At 70.9% G+C, this 16,300-nt stretch carries 13 protein-coding genes; 8 read left to right on the top strand and 5 right to left on the bottom strand.

All coding sequences use genetic code 11. The features are described 5' to 3' along the window. Nucleotides 1-40: 40 nt before the first annotated feature. A complete protein-coding gene (locus ACZ6MZ_RS14040; RefSeq protein WP_469351906.1) occupies nucleotides 41-1,240 on the bottom strand; it encodes a glycosyltransferase 87 family protein in 1,200 nt (399 codons plus the stop codon). Nucleotides 1,241-1,318: 78 nt separating this feature from the next. Next, on the bottom strand, nucleotides 1,319-1,516 hold the full coding sequence (locus ACZ6MZ_RS14035; RefSeq protein ID WP_384178735.1) for a hypothetical protein: 198 nt from the start codon (nucleotides 1,514-1,516) through the stop codon (nucleotides 1,319-1,321). A gap of 460 nt (nucleotides 1,517-1,976) precedes the next feature. On the opposite strand from ACZ6MZ_RS14035, the gene ACZ6MZ_RS14030 reads away from it, so the two are divergent. After that, the gene (locus tag ACZ6MZ_RS14030) at nucleotides 1,977-4,049 is read left to right on the top strand and encodes a HelD family protein (RefSeq protein WP_469352345.1); all 2,073 of its coding nucleotides are present in this window, start codon (nucleotides 1,977-1,979) and stop codon (nucleotides 4,047-4,049) included. 418 nt (nucleotides 4,050-4,467) lie between these two features. Here ACZ6MZ_RS14030 and ACZ6MZ_RS14025 read toward each other — a convergent pair whose 3' ends face one another. From ACZ6MZ_RS14025 to ACZ6MZ_RS14015, 3 genes are all read right to left on the bottom strand, one after another. Further along, complete coding sequence (locus ACZ6MZ_RS14025; protein WP_469351904.1) at nucleotides 4,468-5,301, bottom strand: helix-turn-helix domain-containing protein; 834 nt, start codon at nucleotides 5,299-5,301, stop codon at nucleotides 4,468-4,470. Continuing rightward, nucleotides 5,298-5,501, bottom strand: coding sequence for a hypothetical protein (locus ACZ6MZ_RS14020; RefSeq protein WP_469351902.1), 204 nt, complete (start codon nucleotides 5,499-5,501; stop codon nucleotides 5,298-5,300). Before ACZ6MZ_RS14020 ends, ACZ6MZ_RS14025 begins: the two co-directional genes overlap by 4 nt. A 240-nt stretch (nucleotides 5,502-5,741) precedes the next feature. Continuing rightward, a complete protein-coding gene (locus tag ACZ6MZ_RS14015) occupies nucleotides 5,742-6,455 on the bottom strand; it encodes a copper homeostasis protein CutC (RefSeq protein WP_469351900.1) in 714 nt (237 codons plus the stop codon). A 197-nt stretch (nucleotides 6,456-6,652) separates the two neighbouring features. Between ACZ6MZ_RS14015 and ACZ6MZ_RS14010 the strand changes: the two genes are divergently transcribed. The 7 genes from ACZ6MZ_RS14010 to ACZ6MZ_RS13980 all read left to right on the top strand — a co-directional run bounded on the left by ACZ6MZ_RS14010 (nucleotide 6,653) and on the right by ACZ6MZ_RS13980 (nucleotide 16,298). After that, nucleotides 6,653-8,950, top strand: coding sequence for a heavy metal translocating P-type ATPase (locus ACZ6MZ_RS14010; RefSeq protein WP_469351899.1), 2,298 nt, complete (start codon nucleotides 6,653-6,655; stop codon nucleotides 8,948-8,950). A gap of 93 nt (nucleotides 8,951-9,043) precedes the next feature. Next, nucleotides 9,044-9,727, top strand: coding sequence for an HD domain-containing protein (locus tag ACZ6MZ_RS14005; protein ID WP_469351896.1), 684 nt, complete (start codon nucleotides 9,044-9,046; stop codon nucleotides 9,725-9,727). Between the two features lie 206 nt (nucleotides 9,728-9,933). After that, nucleotides 9,934-11,223, top strand: a complete 1,290-nt coding sequence (locus tag ACZ6MZ_RS14000) for a Cmx/CmrA family chloramphenicol efflux MFS transporter (RefSeq protein WP_469352343.1) — start codon at nucleotides 9,934-9,936, stop codon at nucleotides 11,221-11,223. Between the two features lie 69 nt (nucleotides 11,224-11,292). Next, nucleotides 11,293-11,712: a hypothetical protein gene (locus ACZ6MZ_RS13995; protein ID WP_469351894.1), complete on the top strand. Its 420-nt coding sequence runs from the start codon at nucleotides 11,293-11,295 to the stop codon at nucleotides 11,710-11,712. A gap of 188 nt (nucleotides 11,713-11,900) precedes the next feature. Beyond that, nucleotides 11,901-14,741 (top strand): scabin-related ADP-ribosyltransferase, encoded by a 2,841-nt coding sequence (locus ACZ6MZ_RS13990; RefSeq protein WP_469351893.1) that lies wholly within the window; start codon nucleotides 11,901-11,903, stop codon nucleotides 14,739-14,741. Between the two features lie 188 nt (nucleotides 14,742-14,929). Next, nucleotides 14,930-15,670 (top strand): hypothetical protein, encoded by a 741-nt coding sequence (locus ACZ6MZ_RS13985; protein WP_469351891.1) that lies wholly within the window; start codon nucleotides 14,930-14,932, stop codon nucleotides 15,668-15,670. Between the two features lie 184 nt (nucleotides 15,671-15,854). Then, a complete protein-coding gene (locus ACZ6MZ_RS13980) occupies nucleotides 15,855-16,298 on the top strand; it encodes a hypothetical protein (RefSeq protein ID WP_469352342.1) in 444 nt (147 codons plus the stop codon). Nucleotides 16,299-16,300: the final 2 nt, after the last annotated feature.

Genomic DNA, 16,300 nt, shown 5'->3' with positions numbered 1-16,300 from the left:
TGCCCGGCCCGCCGCGTCAGCAGGCGCTAGCCGGGGTGCGTCAGCCGGTGCCCGCCGGGGTGCTCAGCCCGGCTTCCGGGCGGGGTGCCGGCAGCGCGGCGCCGGCCCGGGCCGGGGCCGTACGCCAGGTCGCGAAGGCCAGCAGGCCCAGCGTGAACAAGGGGTACGGCGACGCCAACGGCTGCTGCCACCAGGGCAGTTGGAGGTCCAGCTCCCCTTCGTGCGGTACGGCCCAGAAGCTGCGCGCCGTCCAGACCACCCCGACCGCCGCCGCCGTACGGAGCCGGCCCTCCGCGATCAGTACCGCCAGCAGCGGCACGCACCACACCCAGTGGTGCGACCAGCTGATCGGCGAGACGAGCAGCGCGGTCAGCGCGGTGATCAGCACGCCCCAGGTCTCCAGACCGCACCGTACGACGGCCCGGCGGGCCAGCCACAGCCCGGCGGCGGCCGTGAGCGCGGCAGCCACCACCCACACCGCGCCCGGCTCCGGGGTGTGCAGCACCCGCGCCAGCAGCCCGCGCAGGGACTGGTTGTCGACGACCCAGGTCTTGCCGACCCGGCCGGTGTCGAAGACGCGGCTGGTCCAGAATTCGGTGCTGGCCTGCGGGAGTACGAGCATCCCGAGCAGCACGGTGCCGGTGAGGGAGGCGATGGCGGTCAGTCCTGACCGTACGCGGCCCGTCACCAGCAGATAGACGATGAAGACGGCCGGGGTCAGCTTGATCCCCGCCGCGATACCGAGGGCGAAGCCCTTGCCGAGCGCGTGCTCGGGCCGCGAGAGGTCCCAGAGGATCAGGCAGGCGAGCGCGAGATTGATCTGTCCGAAGACGACGGTCTGGAACACGGGTTCCAGCCAGAGCCCCACGGCGACGGCGACGAGGAGCGGTACGGGCCCGGCGGGCAGGCCGGCGAACCGCCACGACAGGCGCACGAACAGCGCCAGCAGCGCGGCGTTCCCGGCGACGAAGACGACCTTGAGGGCGGCGACGGGCAGCCAGGTGGTGGGGACGAAGAGGATCGCGGCGAACGGCGGGTACGTGGCGGGCAGCTGCCACTCGGTGACCGTGAACCCGTAGAGATCGGTGCCGCCGACGACGGCCGCGCCTTCCGCCCGGTAGACGAGTGTGTCGGCCATCTCGATGCGCAGGGCGACGCAGAGAGTGGCGAGTGCGGTCAGCGACAGGGCGAGCGCGCTCACTGCGGCGAGTGAGCGGAGGGTCACGGTCCGGTAGGTCACGGCCGCGACCCTAGTGGATCGGAGGCACTACTCAGGTGCGGGCCGTACAGGGGCGGCCCGGGTCGGCCCGGATACGGATCAACGGCGCTTGATGCCCGCCTCCTCGGCGTACTCCCCGAGGACGCTCACGCTGAACGCGGTGGTCACGAAGACCTTGATCGCGCGTAGCGCGTTGCCGAGGCGGTGAGCGGGGTGTGGGGTGGAGCCCGTGGCGGTCGCACCGGGAACGGGTGCGCCGTGCGGGGCGTGGGTCGGGGTATAGGTCGCAGCACTCATATATCCATGATGGATTCCGTACATAGTCAGGCACATCGGTCTGCGGACGGAATCTTTCGTGGCGGCTCGTACGACTCCAGGCAGAGGGCACCCCCTACGTGGAGGGGACAGCGCGGCGGGGACAGCGCGACGGGGACAGAGCGGCGGGGACTGCGTGGAGGGGACAGCGCGAAGGGGACAGAAAAGCATTCGCCCGCACGTCATCGACTGGCTACAATCGCCGGTCTTGCCCGCCTCCCTTGCGGAGTGCCGTCGTCCGGACGGAAACCGGACGGCTGCCATGACGTGACCCCACGTGGTCCCACGTGATTCCACGCCGACCGGATACCGCCGCCCCGTCGTCCGACGGGCTCGCGGCCCGTCGGCCTGCGTACAGCCCGGAGGCAACACCGTGCCCGCGCACGACCAGCGACCCCAGTCCCTCGACGCGCCCTGCGCGCCCGACCCCGGCGACCCAGCCATCGTTACCGACCCGGTCGTCGCCACCGACCCCGCCGACCCCCTCGCGCGCGAACGTGCCCACCTCGGCGCCTCCCGCGCCGCGCTCCGCGCCATGCGCGAGAACGTCCAGGCGCTCGACATCCGCGATGTCACCGCGAACTGGGTCAACGCCGCCGTCCTGGAGGCCCAGATCCAGGAGCGCATCAAGGCCCTCGCCGATCTCTCCCACACCCCGCTCTTCTTCGGCCGCCTCGACTATCTGCACGCGGTCGGCGCGGCGGAGGCCGAGGGCGCGGAGGGCGAGCGCTTCTACATCGGCCGGCGCCACGTCCACGACGCCGACGGCGACCCCATGGTCATCGACTGGCGTGCCCCTGTCTCGCAGCCGTTCTACCGGGCGTCCAAGAAGGACCCGCTGGATGTCGGGCTGCGCCGCCGCTTCGGTTACACCGCCGGTGACCTCACCGCGTACGAGGACGAACACCTCTCCGACCCCACGGAGGCGGCGCAGACCAGCAAGCTGCTCCAGACCGAGATCGAGCGGCCGCGCGTCGGCCCCATGCGGGACATCGTCGCGACGATCCAGCCCGAGCAGGACGAGATCGTCCGGAGCGGGCTCGGCGGCACGGTGTGCGTACAGGGTGGTCCCGGCACCGGGAAGACGGCCGTCGGCCTGCACCGGGTCGCGTATCTGCTGTACGCGCACCGCGAGCGGCTGGCCCGTACCGGCACGCTGGTCATCGGGCCGAACGCGTCCTTCCTCCACTACATCGAGCAAGTCCTCCCCGCGCTGGGCGAGTTGGAGGTCAAACAGGCGACGGTGGACTCGCTGGTCGGCTCGGTGGAGGTACAGGGTACGGACCCTGCCGACGCCGCCGTCATCAAGGGCGACGCCCGCATGGCGGAGGTCCTGCGGCGGGCGGTGCGGTCGCATGTGACGCTGCCGACGGAGCCGGTCATGGTCGTCAGGGGTTCGCGGCGGTGGCGGGTACCGGCGTACGAACTCGAAGAGATCGTCCAGCAGCTGCTGGCCCGGGACATGCGGTACGGCGCCGCGCGCGAGGCCCTGCCGCAGCGGATCGCGCACGCCGTGCTCGTACGGATGGAGGAGGCCGGCGAGGCGCCCGACGACCGGGTGCAGGACGCGGTGGCGCGCAGCGCGGCGGTGAAGGCGGCGGTGAAGGCCGTCTGGCCGCCGGTCGAACCGGCAAAGCTGGTGCTGCGGCTGCTCGCCGACGCGGAGTTCCTGGCCGCGCACGCGGAGGGCGTGCTGACGCCCGACGAGCAGCGGACGATCCTGTGGGCGAAGCCGGCGCGGAGCGTGAAGTCGGCGAAGTGGTCGCAGGCGGACGCGGTGCTGATCGACGAGGCGGGCGACCTGGTCGCCCGTACGCACTCGCTGGGGCATGTGGTGCTCGACGAGGCGCAGGATCTGTCCCCCATGCAGTACCGCGCGGTGGGCCGGCGCTGCTCGACCGGCTCGGCGACGGTGCTGGGCGACCTGGCCCAGGGGACGACGCCCTGGGCGACGGCGAGCTGGGCGGACGCGCTGCGGCATCTGGGCAAGTCGGACGCGGTGGTGGAGGAACTGACGGCGGGCTTCCGCGTGCCGCGCGAGGTGATCGCGTACGCCTCGCGGCTGCTGCCGGTGATCTCGCCGGGGCTGGCGGAGGTGGCGTCGGTACGGGAATCCCCCGGCTCGCTGGAGGTACGCGAGGTGCCGGAGGCCACCGAGCTGAACCAGCACGTCATCGCGGCCTGCGTCGAGTCGCTGACGCACGAGGGCTCGATCGGCCTGATCGCGGCGGACGCGCGCATCCCGGCCCTGGCCGAAGCACTGACGGCAGCGGCCCTGCCGTATCTCCAGCCCGGCGAGGAAACCACGACGACCGCCCGCCTGACCCTGGTCCCCGCTTCCCTGGCCAAGGGCTTGGAGTACGACTACGTGGTCCTGGACGAACCGTCGGCGATCGTAGCCGCAGAACCGGACGACCGAACGGGCCTACGACGCCTGTACGTGGCCCTCACCCGAGCAGTCTCCGGCCTCACCATCCTCCACGCGACCCCCCTCCCCCAGGCCCTGACGACGTAACGCCCACCTGCGCTTCCAAGGTGCGGGGGCGCCGGTGGGGCCCGGCCGCTGAGCCGCGGCGGACCACGGGTACGGGCCCACCACCCCCTCCGGGGCCGGCCCTCACGCCGACCCCGGCACGGCGCCCCAGTGTGCGAGGGTGCGGGGTCGGCCGTCATCCGTGCGCCTCCTTCTTGTGTTCCCTGAGTCCGACGTTCTCGTCAGATACCGCGCTGTAGTCACCAACAGAGCGGAAGTTCTTCCGACGGACGCAACGAGACAGGCAGTCGGGGCACCCCGGATGTGGGGAGGGCTCGCGAGGAGGCTCTTCGAGCGCGTATCCCGTGGGCTTCTGCGTTGGTGTCGTCGCCATGCGCGCCGTCGTCCCTCCGTGCGGAATGTCGTCTGATGCGATGCTCTTCCGCTCGGTGCAGCACCGCTAGAGCGTTTCCCGTTGCTGCAACAAGTCGTCCCGGATGCGCTCCACGAGGGTCCGCATGGGGTCGCCGTGCAGGGCGCCGGCGGCGAACCCGTCGAACTTGGCCACGTACAGGGCTACGTCGCGCGGGTCGGTGACGATCACTTCGGCGTGCACGGTCTCCACCGTCACCGCACGGTCGTCCCGGATGACGAACGCGTGATTCGGTATGTCGTGCTGCCGTCCGCTCAGGGGCACGACCCGCACGTCCAGGTGCGGCAGCCGGGACAGGCTGATGAGCCGGTCCAACTGCCCAGCCATGACCAGCGGGGGCACGACCAGCCACCGAAGCACCGGTTCCGTGACGACGAAACGCAGCCGCTTGTCCTCGTCGTACAGCACGGCTTGGCGTTCGAGACGCGCGCTCACCGTCTCTCGTACGGTCTCCGCGCTCAGGTCGTCGTGCCGGGACAGGATGGCGCGCATGTACTCGGGCGTCTGGAGCAGGCCCGGCACCAGCGCGGGTTGGAAGAGCCGCAGGAGGTTCATCCGGGCGTCCACGGCCTTGAGCTGCCGCTGTGCCTTATGAAGTCCCGCGCGCTGGATCAAGCGCCATGCCGTCGTCTCAGTCGCGGCAGCCCGGGCGGCATCCATGTATTCGGACTTCACGTCGTCCGATACGCCGATGGCGGTAAGGATGCGTTCTACGTCGTCGGCGTGGGGACTGAGCTTCCCCGTCTCGATCTTGCTGAGCTTGCTTGCGGACATGACAGCGCCCCGGGCCACCGCTTTGGCTTCCTTGCTGGAAGCGTGCCGCAGTGCCCGCAGCGCCGCACCCAACTCCGAGCGGTTCACTCCCCGTGCTTAGCCCACCAGTCCGCGAACGGCACGGCGTGGGCAAGGGCGGTATTCCGATAGCCGACGAACTCGGCGGCCTGGCCGTCCGGCAGCGGGTTCGGCGGGTCGGTCACGTCCAGGATGAAGAACTCTTCGCCGGCTGTGATGGTGGGGCAGTCCTTCTTGTCACACGTCGTCGCCAGCATCGTCACCTTCACGAGCGTTCCCCTTCCCGTGGTCCCTGGTCTGCCTGCCGATCCTTCCGGGGCGGACGAGCCCGGGGCAAGAGCCGGTGCTTTCCGGAACGGGAAATCGTCCCAAGCACGCAGGAAACCCCCGTACCCGCCGCCGGTCTCCTTGCGGCCCGGGGCCCGGGGCCCGGGGCTCCGGGCCCCGGGCGCGGCTGTGCGGCGGGGGGGGTCCGGGCCCCCGGGGTCGGGGAGGGGGATAGTCACCGGTTACGTGTCTAGCGCCTCGCGCCATCCCCGGACCGCCTTCGCCGAGACCGAACCCGACCAGCCCGCCGGCCTCGCCGCGCCGCCGATGTGGAACGCGTCCACTCCCGCCGACCGCAGCACCGGCAAGTGGTCCAGCCGCAGACCGCCGCCGACCATCAGTCGCGCCTCGTAGCCCGCCTCGCCCCACCCCGACGCCGCCGCTTCCGCCAGCAGCGTCGGCAGGCCCTCGTCCACGCCCGCCGGCGAGCCCGCCGTGAGGTACGTGTCCAGGCCCGGCATGTCCGCCAGCCGCAGGCGCAGCGCGTTCCGGTCGCTCGCGCGGTCGATCGCCCGGTGGAAGGTCCACCGGCAGTCGTCCAGCTCCGCGACCAGCCGTTCCACCGTGACCAGGTCCGGCGTGCCGTCCGCGTCGAGGAAGCCGAACACGAACTCCTCCGCCCCCTCCGCCCGCATCCCCCGCGCCGCGTCCACCAGCGCGTCCACCCCGTCGGGCCCGCCCGGTTCGCCCACCGAGAAACCGTCCGCCAGCCGCAGCATCACCCGCAGCGGGATGTCGACGGCGTCACGGATCTTCGCGAAGGTCTCGCGGGACGGGGTCAGCCCGTCCGCGGCCATGTCGGTGACGAGCTCAAGGCGGTCCGCACCTCCGCTCCGGGCGGCGACGGCGTCCTCCGCGTCGAGAGCGATCACCTCCAGGACTGCGCGCTTGCTCATGAGACCTCATTCGTATGGATAGATGGCGACGACAGGCTAGCTATAGGTCTAGTCCAATGTCCCAGCCTAAGGGCCCGCGCACCCCGGCGCATCAGTGCACACCCTTGAATTGCATACCGTAGGGGGGTATACCTGAAGGAGCACAATACCCCTAGGGGGTAAGATGCACAGGGATCGATGACAAGGAGCCGTCAGCCATGAGCCTCACACGGACTACCGGCGCGCGCCCCGGCGCACAAGCCAAGGCACCCGCCGGCACACCCGCCGAAGTCGAGCTCACCATCGGCGGCATGACCTGCGCCTCCTGCGCGGCCCGCATCGAGAAGAAGCTCAACCGCATGGCGGGCGTCGAGGCCACCGTCAATTACGCCACCGAAAAGGCCAAGGTCAGCTACCAGGGCGGCGACGGTCTCACCGTCCAGGACCTGATCGCCACCGTCGAAGCCACCGGTTACACCGCCCAGGAGCCCGCACCCGAAGACGCGCAGAGCGCCGCGAAAGACGTCGAGGACGCCGAAGACGCCGAGCTCCGGCCCCTCCGTCAGCGGCTGATCACCGCCGTCGTCCTCTCCGTACCCGTCATCGCCATGGCGATGATCCCCGCCCTCCAGTTCACCTACTGGCAGTGGCTGTCCCTGACCCTCGCCGCCCCCGTCGTCACCTACGCCGGCTGGCCCTTCCACCGCGCCGCCTGGACCAACGCCCGCCACGGCGCCGCGACGATGGACACCCTGATCTCCGTCGGTACATCGGCCGCGTTCCTCTGGTCGCTCTGGGCCCTGTTCTTCGGCATGGCGGGCATGCCCGGCATGACCCACGCCTTCGAGCTGACCATCGCCCGCACCGACGACACCGGGAACATCTACCTCGAAGCCGCCGCCGGCGTCACCGCCTTCATCCTGGCCGGCCGCTACTTCGAGGTCCGCTCCAAGCGCAAGGCGGGAGCCGCGCTCCGTACGCTGCTGGAGCTGGGCGCGAAGGAAGTCACCGTCCTCCGGGACGGACGTGAGGTCCCGCTCCCCACCTCGCAGCTGCGGGTCGGCGACCGTTTCCTCGTACGGCCCGGCGAGAAGATCGCCACGGACGGCACCGTCGTCGAAGGCTCCTCCGCCATCGACGCGTCGATGCTCACCGGCGAGTCCGTCCCCGTGGAGGTCTCCGTCGGCGACGGCGTGACCGGCGCCACGCTCAACGCGGGCGGCCGGCTCGTCGTCGAAGCCACCCGCATCGGCTCCGACACCCAGCTCGCCCGCATGGCCCGCATGGTGGAGGACGCGCAGAACGGCAAGGCCGCGGCCCAACGGCTCGCCGACAGGATCTCCGCCGTGTTCGTACCGGTCGTGATGGTCCTCTCGCTCGCCACGCTCGGCTTCTGGCTCGCCACCGGCGCCGGCCTCACCGCCGCCTTCACGGCCGCCGTGGCCGTACTGATCATCGCTTGCCCCTGCGCCCTCGGTCTGGCCACCCCGACCGCGCTCATGGTCGGCACCGGACGCGGCGCGCAGCTCGGCATCCTCATCAAGGGGCCCGAGGTCCTGGAATCCACCCGCCGCGCCGACACGATCGTCCTCGACAAGACCGGCACCGTCACCACCGGCCGGATGACCCTCCTCGCCACCCACACCGCCGAGCACACCGAGGAGTCCGAGGTCCTGCGGCTGGCGGGCGCGTTGGAGCACGCCTCCGAGCACCCCATCGCCCGCGCCGTCGCGGACGGCGCCGCCGAGCACGTCGGTACGCTGCCCGTCCCCGAGGACTTCGCGAACGTCCCCGGACTCGGCGTCCAGGGCGTGGTCGAGGGCCATGCCGTCCTCGTCGGCCGGCCGAAGCTGCTCGCGGAGTGGGAGATCCACCTTCCCGAGCCGCTGGACCTGGCCAGGCGGTCCGCCGAGGCGGCGGGCCGTACGGCAATCGCCGTGGCCTGGGACGGCGAGGCACGGGCCGTGCTCGAAGTCGCCGACGCGGTGAAGGAGACCAGCGCGGAAGCGATACGCCGGCTGCGCGCCCTGAACCTCACTCCCATCCTGCTCACCGGCGACAACAAGGCCGTCGCGGAGTCCGTCGCCGCCGAGGTCGGCATCGATCAGGTCATCGCGGAGGTCATGCCCGAGGACAAGGTCGAGGTCATCAAGAAGCTCCAGGCCGAGGGCAGGTCGGTCGCCATGGTCGGCGACGGCGTGAACGACGCCGCCGCGCTCGCCCAGGCGGACCTCGGCCTCGCCATGGGCACGGGCACGGACGCCGCCATCGAGGCCGGCGACCTCACGCTCGTACGGGGCGACCTCCGCGTCGCCGCGGACGCCATCCGCCTCGCACGGCGCACCCTCGGCACCATCCGTACGAACCTGTTCTGGGCCTTCGCCTACAACGTGGCCGCGCTGCCCCTCGCCGCGGCCGGGCTGCTGAACCCGATGATCGCGGGCGCGGCCATGGCCTTCTCATCGGTCTTCGTCGTCGGCAACTCGCTGCGACTGCGCGGCTTCAAGGCCTCGTAGTCCCAGTCCCACCGGATACGCGCCGGACGCTCATCGGATACGCGCCGGGCCCCGGAACCTCTCCGTTCCGGGGCCCCGCTCTATCGTCGTCCCATGCCCGACTCCGACCCCGATCTCCGCGGCCGTTTCGCGACGGCGCTCCTCGCTCTCCGCGACGGAGCCACGCACACCGACCCACACGACTGCGCGGACCCGTGCGACTACGCCGACCCGTACGACTACGCCGACCGCCTCCTCGCCCGCTGGGCCGAGCCGCAGCGGCGGTACCACACCACGGATCACCTGCTCGCCGTCCTGGACCACATCGACACCCTCGCCGCGTACGCGGACGACCCCGATCTCGTCCGCCTCGCCGCCTGGTTCCACGACGCCGTCTACCGCCCCGACCGCTCCGAGAACGAGGAACGCTCCGCCCGCCTCGCCGAAGTCGCCCTTCCCGAGGCCGGTCTGAGCCAGGACCGTACGCACGAGGTCGCGCGGCTCGTCCGCCTGACCACCAGCCACGCCGCCGAGCCCGGCGACCGGAACGGCGCCGTCCTGTGCGACGCCGACCTCGCCGTCCTGGCCGGGGCCCCCGCCGCGTACGCCGCCTACGCGGCAGCCGTACGGGAGGAGTACGGCTTCGTCCCGGACGACGCCTTCCGCACCGGCCGGGCCGCCGTACTGGAGCAACTGCTCGCCCTGCCGAGCCTGTTCCGTACCCCGCACGGCCTGGCGGAGTGGGAGGCGCGCGCCCGCGCGAACCTGGCGGCCGAGCTGCGCACACTCACCGCCTGAGCCGCCTGAGCCCACGCCGCCGAACCCGCCACGAACCCACTGCGAACCCACCGCGAACGCACCACCGAACCCGCCGCCGAACCCGCCACGAACCCGCCGTGGGCGAGACGCACGGCACACCGGGACCGGGAATGTAACGGCCGACCGGCACGTTGGCACCTGTCATGCCAGACTCCGCCGATCGCAGCGCACCCGTCCGCGCCGGAATGCCGCTCGCCGTCTACATCCTGGGCCTCTCGGTCTTCGCGCTCGGCACGAGTGAGTTCATGCTCTCCGGTCTGCTGCCGGCCCTCGCCGACGACATGGACGTGTCCATCCCGACGGCCGGACTCCTCATCTCCGCGTTCGCGATCGGCATGGTGGTCGGCGCCCCGCTGCTCGCCGTGGCCACCCTGCGGCTGCCCCGCCGTACCACCCTGATCACGCTGATCTCGGTCTTCGGCGTCGGCCAGGTGGCGGGCGCGCTCGCCCCGACGTACGAGGTGCTCTTCGCGTCCCGCGTCATCAGCGCCTTCGCCTGCGCCGGATTCTGGGCGGTCGGCGCGGCCGTAGCCATCGCCATGGTCCCGCTCAACGCACGTGCCCGCGCCATGGCCGTGATGATCGGCGGGCTCTCCATCGCGAACGTACTCGGCGTCCCGGCCGGCGCGTTCCTCGGCGAACACCTCGGCTGGCGCTCGGCGTTCTGGGCGGTCGGCGCGGCCTCCGCCATCGCGCTGGTCGGCGTGCTGACGCTGATCCCGCGCATCCCGCTCCCCGCCGAGAAGCCGCAGCTCAAGCGGGAGCTGATCATCTACCGCGACCGTCAGGTCTGGCTCGCCATCGCCATCACCGCGTTCGCCGCGGGCAGCGTCTTCTGCGCGTTCTCCTACCTCGCCCCGCTGCTGACCGAGGTGGCGGGCCTTGACAGCGGCTGGGTGCCGACCGTGCTCGCGCTCTTCGGCGTCGGCGCGCTCGTCGGTACGGCGATCGGCGGCCGGTACGCGGACGCGCACCTCTTCGGCGTCATGATCAGCGGAATCACCGCGTCGACGGTCCTGCTGGTCGCCCTGGCGCTCACCGCCTCGAACCCCGTCGCCGTCATCATCCTGACCTTCCTCCTCGGCGTCTCGACCTTCTATACGGCTCCGGCGCTCAACGCCCGTATGTTCAACATCGCCGCCGCGGCCCCCACCCTCGCCGGCGCCACCACCACCGCCGCCTTCAACCTGGGCAACACGGGCGGCCCCTGGCTCGGCGGCGCGGCGATCGACGCGGACTTCGGCTTCGCCTCGACGGCATGGGCGGGCGCGGCGATGGCGGTGGCCGCGATCGGCCTGACCGTCCTGTCGCTGCGCTACCACCGCAGGGCCGACACCAGGATCGTCACGGGCTCGCTCCAGACCACGTCCATCGACAGCGCGTCGGACGGGATCCCGTCGACCGGAATCGCGCCGGACGGGATCGCGTCGGACGGGATCGCTTCCGGCGGGACCGCCACGACGGGGCGCGGCTAATATCGGCTCCCCTCGGCCGGGACCTGAAGGCTGTCCGCCAGGGCCACCGGCCCGCGAAGGAGACGACCGATGAGTGACGAGAACGTGCTCGGACACCGCGACGACGTAACGGCGGTCCGTGGCGAGGAACGCGCCGTCGCCACGCTGACCTGGGCGGTCGACGCGCGCGCGGAGTCGTACACGGTCAGGGCGGACGGCCCCTGGGGAGCGTCCGAGGCGCAGGGTCACGACCTCGTGGCGGCGCTGGACACCGTACGACGTGAACTGGAAGGCGAGCACTGGCTGCTGGCGCTCAACGCGGCGCGTCCCGACGTCGCCCAGAGCGGCATGCTCCGGGGCTCCGGGAGCAGCCGTGCCTATCTGCTGCGGCACGGAACGCCGGGTCGGCGCGACGCCATGGTGAACCTCTTCGACGATGCCCCGCCGTCGGCCGTCACCACCGTGGACGCACAGAAAGAAGCGCACGAGCGCTGGCTTCGCTCCCTCTGAAAGAGCGAGCGAAGGGACGGGGCGAACTGCCCCGGGGCCCAGCATGGTTCATCGCGTGGTTGGGCCCCCGAGTAGGCCCTGGGGCCCTTTCGGCTGGGCCTGTCCGTACCTAGGCTTCTCACGCTCGGGGGAGCGGTGGCTCAACGCCGTCGGCGGACTGCCGGTACCAACTCGTAAGGGGCTTCCCTGTGTCCGAGTCAGACGTCTTGACCCTGCAAGGCGCCGGAGCGCGGGGTGACCTACGGGAGCTGCCGCGCACACTCGGCGCGGCGCGGATCCTGCTGCACCTGATGTTCGCCATTACGGTGACGGGCGGCCTCAGCCTTCTCATATCCATGCTCGGCCGGGGCCCCATGACCCCCGGACTGTTCCTGCTGGCTCTGTACGCGCTCGCGCCCGGCATCCTGGGCCTGGTGCTCGCCCAGCTCATACGGACCGGTGGCAGGGGGGTGTGGTTCGGCCTGCTCGCCTTACCGCTGGGACTCCTGCTCGGCAGCCTGGTCAACCTGTACATCGGCTCCGGGCGCGGCTTCAGCCAAATGCTCCTTCCCTGCGCGGTGTTGATGCTGATCGCCAGCAGGCACAGCCGCGCGTGGTTCGAGCTCCCGCAGTACCTCCGGCTGCCCCCGGCACCGCCGACCGGCGGACTGCTGTCCCGTCTCACGCTTCCGTCGCTGCCGCACCTGATCAAGTGGCGCCGCGACCGCGGTCAGACAGCGGTCGAATACCTGGGACTCATCGCCATGGTGGTGGCGATCATCGGGACGATATCCCTGGCCGGCATCGGTCCCCGGATCTCCGCCGAACTGCACTCCGCGATCTGCAGCGTGACCGGCAGTACGTGCACCACGGTTGTCGCCGGAGAGGGTGGTGACGGCGGCGGCAGTACCGGTGGTGGTAGTGGCGGTGGCGGAAACGGTTCGGCTGGTGGCACCGGAGCGAATGGCGGCAACGCCAACGGCGGGAACTCCAACGGCGGAGGCTCCAACGGCGGTTCTGGCGACAACGGTTCGGGCGGTGACGCCGGTTGGAGCGGCGGGAGCGGTTCGAGCGGCGGCAGCTCCGGCGGGACCAGCGGCGGTAATTCGTCGGGCGGCAACCCTTCGGGTGGGGCGAGTGGCGGTTCCGGTGGGGCCGGCGGCAGCAGCGACAGCGGCGGTAATTCCACCGGAGGCAGCTCCAGCGGTGGAAGCTCCACCGGCGGAAGCTCCAACGGTGGAAACTCCACCGGCGGGAACGACGACGACGATGACACGGCCGCCGTGGGCGGCGCCTCGGGCGGCTCCTCCGGCGGAAGCGGTAACTCCGGCGGGAACGCCTCGGGCGGCAACAGCAGCGGCGGCGGAAACTCCTCCGGTGGCAACAGCTCCGGCGGTAACTCCGGCGGAGCGAGCGGCAGTTCCGGCGTCAGCAGCGGCGGAAGCTCCACCGGCGGGAACGACGACGATGACACAGCTGCTGTGGGCGGCGCCTCGGGCGGCTCCTCCGGTGGTAGCTCTTCCGGCGGTAGCTCTTCCGGCGGTAGCTCTTCCGGTGGCAACTCCTCCGGCGGAAGCAGCAGCGGCGGCAGCTCAGGCGGAGCGAGCGGCGGCAGCTCGGGCGGCAGCTCGGGCGGCAGCTCCGGCGGCAGCTCCGGCGGCAGCTCTGGAGGCAGCTCTGGAGGCAGCAGCGGCGGCAGTTCCGGTGGCAGCAGCGGTGGCAGCTCCAGCGGCGGAAGCTCCAGCGGCGGCGGCAGCTCCGGAGGTAGTTCCTCCGGCGGTAGCAGCAGCGGCGGAAGCTCCGGCGGAGCGAGTGGCGGAAGCAGCGGCGGAAGCAGCGGCGGAAGCAGCGGCGGAAGCAGCGGCGGGATCTCCGGAGGAATTTCCGGAGGAATCTCGGGCGGGATCTCCGGCGGAATCTCAGGCGGCAGCTCCGGCGGCAGCTCCGGCGGGGCCAGCGGCGGAAGCAGCACCGGAGGGAGCAGCGGCGGCAGTTCCGGCGGAGCCAGCGGCAGTTCCGGTGGTAGCAGCAGCGGCGGCAGCTCCACCGGCGGCAACGACGACAAGAAGGACGACAAGGACAAGGACGACGACAAGGACGACGACGAGAAGGACAAGTGCGGCGACGGTAAGGGACTGGCTTCGCAGCTGTTCTCCCAGCGGCCCATCGCCACGAAGGCGTCCTTCTCCACCACGGTGAAGACGCCAACGGCCGCCGGCGCCGTCCGCGCCAGCTACAGCTACGCCACGGTCAGTAGCCACACCTTCATCGCCGCGCCCGAAGACGACGGGGACGGCGGCATAGCCGAGCTGATCGACGCGATGTCCCGGCTTTCCCTCCCCGGCTACGACACGTACCGAGAAGCCGAGGACGCGGCGCGAGACGCGTTCGACGAGACCATGTCGGAGGACACCCGGCCCGAGCCGGAAAATCCGGACTCCGACACGGAGATGACGAGCCCGGACAACTGCCCCACCGAGGACGACCACCGCGAGATCGCCGCCAACCCCGAGGTCAACTGGGACGGCATCCCGGACTACGCCGTCTACCGCACCACGAACGAGCCCCTCTTCCGCTCGGACAACCGCGACCCCTCGGAAATCTTCGAGCAGGGCTTCCAGCCCAAGAACGACTACAACGCGGACCTGGACAATTACGTACTGACCAACCAGCCCGCGATATACGTCTCCACCTCGACTTCGGGCAACCTCGCCTTGAGTTGGGGAGCGAAGTACACCTACGACATCCGGACGCCCACCAGCGGAATCGATGTCAACGCCACCTATGGAGACCAGTCTCCTTACCCGGACCAGGAGGAGATCGCCTTCCCCGGCGGGATCGACCCGAAATACATCAGGGGCGCGTGGACGGACGGCCCCCAGGGCTACATCCCGAACCCCAACTACGACCCGGGCCCGGGCGTGGTCGAAGGTGAAGTCGACCCGGTCAGCGACATCGAGATGCAGGACGCACCGCCCGACACACCCATGACCCGAGGCGAGGACGACCTGACGGGCCCGGACGCCCCCGACTTCATGGACATCGACTAGGTCCTGTCCGGTCGATCATGTGCGGAGCCAGAGATGAGGGCTGGGTTGTAGCGCTGCTTGTCGAAGCCGGGTGGCCGTCCGCCGCGTGAGCCTTTGCGCCGGCGGGCGGATGGCCCCAGGCCGGGACAGCGATCCGACGAGGCGACCGTCACGCGGGCGGACACATCCCGGGACTTACGCTCCCGGGCATGACCAAGTTCTTCGCCACTGTGTGTCTGCCGCCGACCACGCCTCGGAAGGTTCCACAGGCGATAGCTGCCACCATGGCGCCCTACAACGCCGACCTCACCGAGGAATGGAATCCGGCCGGCCACTGGGACTGGTGGGCCATCCACTCCAGCCCGGGCAACGCCTACCTCGTGTTGCCTCCGCACGACGGCGACCGCAGGCTCGTCACGGCCTCAACCGTGCCGCGCAGGAAGGCCAAACTCGATGCCCTCGGGCCGCTGGAATGCTACGGCGGGCCTCGGGGTCTGCTCGACTTCGACGGTATGCGGAAACGAGCGGCGCGCGCGCATGACGCCCGGCTCGCCACGTGGACCGAGCTGACCGCGCTACACCCGCCGGCCCGCCCGCTCACCGACTTCCTTGCTCGCCACGAGGCCGATCCTGAAAGGTATTCCCAGGCAGACGCCAGGAAGGAGCATCTGGTCCAGCCGCTGGTGCAGGACGTGGCTCAGCGGGCCGTCGCGGGAGACCCGCACTTTGGCACGTCGTTCCTGCTCAACGACCCGATCGCCTACTTCGCGCAGGAACACGAGGAGGCCCGGCTGTGGGCGGTCCGGTGCGCAGTGCCCGGCTTCGCCCTGGTCACCCTTGACGGCTCGTGGATGGACGCGGACACAGACGGCCACTGGGAACAAGCCAACCGCTATCTCGACGGCCTCGACGCCGAGGCCGTCGTCGTAGACCTGCTCTGTCACTCCTGAGTCGTCAGACCGGGCCGACCCATGGTGGCCACCAGCCCCCCGAACCCCACCCCAGGGGCCACGGCGCTAGAGTGCGATGTTTGTTTGATTCGCCTGTTTGTTTGATTCGCCGCATGGCGAAGGGGTTGGGGGGGTGGGGGCCGTGGGTGCACAACTCAGGGACATCGCAGGAGGATTGGCAGGGCTGCTCTGGCGGGAGCACACCGTGTACCGGGAACGGTCCGGGGGTGTGGTCATCCGGGGCGAGCATGTGCAGCGCTGGATCAGTCTGGCCCCCGCGGGCGGCCAGGGCGAGATCCTCGTCCGCGCGGGACGCATCCTGGACGGCGGCACCACCGCCCCGGCGCGTTCGGAGGCTGTGGTGCCGCTCTCCGCCGGTACGGGTGAACTCGCCGCCACCTGCCGCCGGCTGCTCGCCGAGACGACGGCCGACGTAACACCTGCCGCGGCGTCTCGCCGATCCGGAAAGCCCGCCCGGTCCGCCCGGTCCGGGAGATCCGGGAGATCCGGGAAGCCCGCGCGGTCGAGGCGCGGCAGGAGGCATACGAGCTTCACTTCCTGGGTGATCATCACCTGCGTGATCGCTGTACTCGCACTCGCCGTCTACAGCACAACGGCCGGCCGCTAGGC

The sequence above is a fragment of the Streptomyces sp. NPDC042201 genome, from assembly GCF_055582185.1.
The sequence above is the reverse complement of the archived record's forward strand: the minus strand, read 5'-3'. Positions and strand labels throughout refer to the sequence as shown.